Source organism: Candidatus Omnitrophota bacterium, assembly GCA_013791745.1.
Lineage (GTDB): Bacteria > CG03 > CG03 > CG03 > CG03 > CG03.
Genome location: VMTH01000094.1, coordinates 1 through 3,712 on the forward strand (window position 1 = coordinate 1; position 3,712 = coordinate 3,712).

At 50.3% G+C, this 3,712-nt stretch carries 5 protein-coding genes; all 5 read right to left on the reverse strand.

What is annotated here, in order from left to right:
• On the reverse strand, positions 1-473 hold a 473-nt coding region (locus tag FP827_04250; protein ID MBA3052285.1), incomplete at its 3' end, for a type IV pili twitching motility protein PilT.
• Positions 473-1,540 (reverse strand): cell division protein FtsZ, encoded by a 1,068-nt coding sequence (gene ftsZ / locus FP827_04255; GenBank protein ID MBA3052286.1) that lies wholly within the window; start codon positions 1,538-1,540, stop codon positions 473-475. The genes FP827_04250 and ftsZ, both read right to left, overlap by 1 nt.
• Before the next feature lie 124 nt (positions 1,541-1,664).
• Positions 1,665-2,339, reverse strand: coding sequence for a dephospho-CoA kinase (coaE, locus tag FP827_04260; protein ID MBA3052287.1), 675 nt, complete (start codon positions 2,337-2,339; stop codon positions 1,665-1,667).
• Complete coding sequence (locus tag FP827_04265) at positions 2,254-2,469, reverse strand: zinc ribbon domain-containing protein (GenBank protein MBA3052288.1); 216 nt, start codon at positions 2,467-2,469, stop codon at positions 2,254-2,256. The genes coaE and FP827_04265 overlap by 86 nt, the downstream gene beginning before the upstream one ends.
• 60 nt (positions 2,470-2,529) lie before the next feature.
• Positions 2,530-3,712: excinuclease ABC subunit B (locus tag FP827_04270; GenBank protein MBA3052289.1), on the reverse strand; the 1,183-nt coding region annotated here is incomplete at its 5' end.

Consider the following 3,712-nt stretch of genomic DNA (forward strand, 5'->3'; position numbering starts at 1 on the left):
AGCGTTACTATGTGCGCGTGGCGGCTGTTGTTTATGCTGCTGATCATCGCCGCGAGCGTGGTGGATTTTCCGTGGCCAGCGGGTCCCGTCACCAGCACAAGGCCGTCGTTGGCTTCGGTTATTTTTTGAAGAGAGCTCGGCAATCCCAGGGTTTCAAAATCAGAAGGAGCGTCGGGGATGGCCCTGAAAACCGCCGCAACGGTTCCCCTCTGATAGAACGCCGCGCCGCGGAAACGGCCCAGTCCCGCTATCGCGTAGGAAAAATCGCACTGGAGTTTTTCCCTCAGATCAGCGGCGCTTTTTACATCCAGCACATCAAGGATATTTTCGGCGAGCTCATCCTTGCCCATGGGGGGGAAATCCGTCCTGACGAGTTCTTTTTTTATTCTTAAGACAGGCGGCAGCCCCACCCGCAAATGCAGATCGCTGGCCCCCCTTCTTATCATTTCTTCAAATAATTTATTGATCTTCATCAGTAAGTTTTTTTCCGCATGGCCGGCGGCACATCAACAGCGTCGGGTTCTTCCGGAGCAGAAAACTGCGCATCAAAATAATCCGGCTTCGTGTCGTCCCGCGCGGATTTTTCCTCAAAATTCGTCGCCACGAGCGTCACCTTGACATCGTCCTCCATGGAAGAATCATAAGTCTGTCCGAAGTACACATGGCACTCCTTTGATACCTCCTTCTTCACGATCTCCATCGCCTCCGCCACCTCGAACATCGTCAGATTCTGCGGATTGCCGGTTATATTCACCAGAAGCCCCCGCGCGCCCTCTATGGAGATATTCTCCAGCAGTGGGCTGTCCATGGCGCGGTTTATGGCGTCCTGAGTCCTCTTCTCGCCCTTTCCCTCGCCTATACCCATGAGCGCTTTGCCGGCGTCTTTCATTATGGCTTTCACATCCGCGAAGTCCACCTGTATAACAGACTGTGAAGTGATTATATCCGTTATCGCCTGAACGCCCTGGCGGAGCACATCGTCAACGGTGTTAAAGGCCTCTTCTATGAGTGTGCGCTTATCTATCACCGTAAAAAGTTTCTGGTTCGGTATTATCAGTATCGTGTCAGCGGTGCCCTCAAGATTTTTAAAACCGGCGTCGGCCTGTTTCATCCTGACCGAGCCCTCAAAACTGAAAGGCTTTGTGGCCAGGGCGACCGTCAGTATCCCCATCTCCTTGGCCATGGCTGAAAAAACCGGAGCCGCGCCCGTCCCCGTGCCGCCGCCCATGCCGGCGGTGACAAAGACCATATCGGCGCCTTCCAGGGCCTGCCTTATAACGTCCCTGGATTCTTCCGCGGCCGTGCGGCCGATTTCTGGATTTCCGCCGGCTCCGAGGCCTTTTGTGCTGTTCTCGCCGAGCTGTATCCTGTATGTGGCCAGGGACTGCTTCAAAGCGAGCGCGTCAGTGTTGGCCGCTATAAAGTCAACGCCCTTTATGTTGGAATTGATCATCCTGTTAATGGCGTTGCAGCCGCCGCCGCCCACGCCTATAACTTTTATCCTGGCCCTTAAATTATCCTCATTATCCATTCTTATCATTAGCCACCTCCACGCCTATTCGTAAATTATCCGCAATTCGTGCGCGCGAAAAACAGATTATCCGCAATTCTAAGATATTTAGCGATTTTAGTAAATGAGTAATGTGGGCGGTTGTTAATGCTCCTTACTCCTTCAAAAGCGAATTTATCAGATTTTTTGTTTTTTTCCGCAGAGCCGCAAGGCCGGCGCTGTTTTCTATGATAAAATCCGCATCGGCATCGGGATAGAACCCGTCTTCCTGAAAGAAAGAAATATTTTTCGCGAGGGCCGGGGAAATACCCCTTTCCGCTATATTGTTTTCGCGCTGCGGATCAGAACACCCCACGAGAACTATTTTGTCAAACCAGCCTCTCATCCCCATTTTGAAAAGGAGAGCGTTTTCAGCGGCGCAGAGAGGATGAGCGTCAAGGATTTTTTTCATTTCGCTTTTGATGGACGGATGCATTATGTTTTCAAGCTTTCTCATAGCGGATTCGGAATTAAAAACCAGCTCGCCGAGTTTTTTCCTGCTGACGGAGCCCCCGGTGTCCAGAATGCCGGAGCCGAAGATATTCAAAACTTCGCCCGAAACAGGATTTCCCCGTTCTAAAAGCATGTGCGCTATTTCATCGGCGGAACAGACGAAAAAACCGGATTCTGCAAATATCTTTAACACCTCGCTTTTTCCCGAGGCGAATTTTCCCGTTATGCCTATTTTAAGCCGCCGGATGGATTTATTTTGTGGCAAGATTGTTAACAAATGCCTGGAACGGTTTCTCAAGAGCGAGATAAAGCATGTAGGCGGTAAAGATGAGCGAATATATCACAAAAAGCGATTTCAGCATGAAAGCCACCGTCAAAGGCTGTTCCGCTGTCTGAAGATTCTCTCCGCAGAATTTGCAGTAAACCGCGCTCTTTTTATTTTCTTTGCCGCATTTTAAACATTTCATAGTTGTGTATTCTATCAAATATCAAAGCAAAAAAACAGAAACTGTCAAAAGACTCCTGCGCTATTTGATCTTTCCGCCGAGTGACAGGATCTTATCTCGCAGGATAATGGCCATCTCAAAATCAAGATTATCCGCGGCCTCGCGCAGATCCTTTTTCAGCTGATTGAGAAGATCAGGGTTAGACGAAGTGAATTTGTCCAGATTTTCTTTTAACAGGCCGTAAGCGCCTTCTTTTGATTTTTTTATCAGCTCCGTGTCCAGCGAAATGATCTTTTGTATGGACCTGGGCGTGATCTTGTGGCGGCGGTTATATTCCACCTGATGAGCGCGGCGGCGGGACATCTCATCCATGGCGCTCTTCATTGAATTCGTCACACTGTCAGCATAGAAAATAACACGGCTCGAGATATTCCTCGCCGCCCTGCCTGAGATCTGGATAAGGGATGTGCGACTGCGCAGGAAGCCCTCTTTATCGGCGTCAAGTATGGCCACAAGGGTTATCTCCGGCAGGTCAAGGCCTTCCCTGAGCAGATTCACCCCGACGATACAGTCCACCTTCCCCCGCCGCAGGTCATTGAGTATCTCTATCCTCTTCAGCGTGTCTATATCACTGTGCAGGTAATGCGTTTTTATCCCCTTGGATATGAAATAAAAACTCAGGTCTTCCGCCATTCTTTTCGTCAGTGTTATTACAAGAGCCCTCTCGTTATTCTTTTTCAGGGTCGTCAGTTCTTTTTCAAGATCCGCGGGAGCGTTCTCCATCGTCCTGATAAAGATCTCGGGATCCGTCAGGCCCGTCGGCCTTATGAGCTGTTCCACGAGAAAATCCCTGCTCTTTTTCAATTCGTAATCCGCGGGCGTGGCCGAAGAATATATGACTTTTTCCGTCATCGCCTCAAATTCGCCGAAACGCAGAGGCCTGTTGTCCGCGGCCGTCGGCAGCCTGAAACCGAATTCAATGAGATTTGCTTTTCTGGCGGCATCGCCCGCCCACATGCCTCTCAGCTGCGGCAGCGTCACGTGCGATTCGTCTATCACCGTCAGATAATCCCGCGGAAAATAATTCATAAGGCAGTAAGGCGGCTCACCGCGTTTGCGGCCCGAAAGATGTAATGAATAATTTTCTATGCCGTGGCAATAACCCGTCTCTTCCAGCATCTCTATATCGTTGAGCGTCCTCTGGCGGAGCCTCTCCGCCTCAAGCAGTTTCCCCTCGCTCTTGAAATGAGTGAGCTGTTCATTC

What these genes read in the sequence shown, in the direction of transcription:
- ftsZ (MBA3052286.1), bottom strand. Translation starts at nt 1,540, where the DNA reads ATGATAAGAATGGATAATGAGGATAATTTAAGGGCCAGGATAAAAGTT.
- FP827_04265 (MBA3052288.1), bottom strand. Translation starts at nt 2,469, where the DNA reads ATGAAATGTTTAAAATGCGGCAAAGAAAATAAAAAGAGCGCGGTTTAC.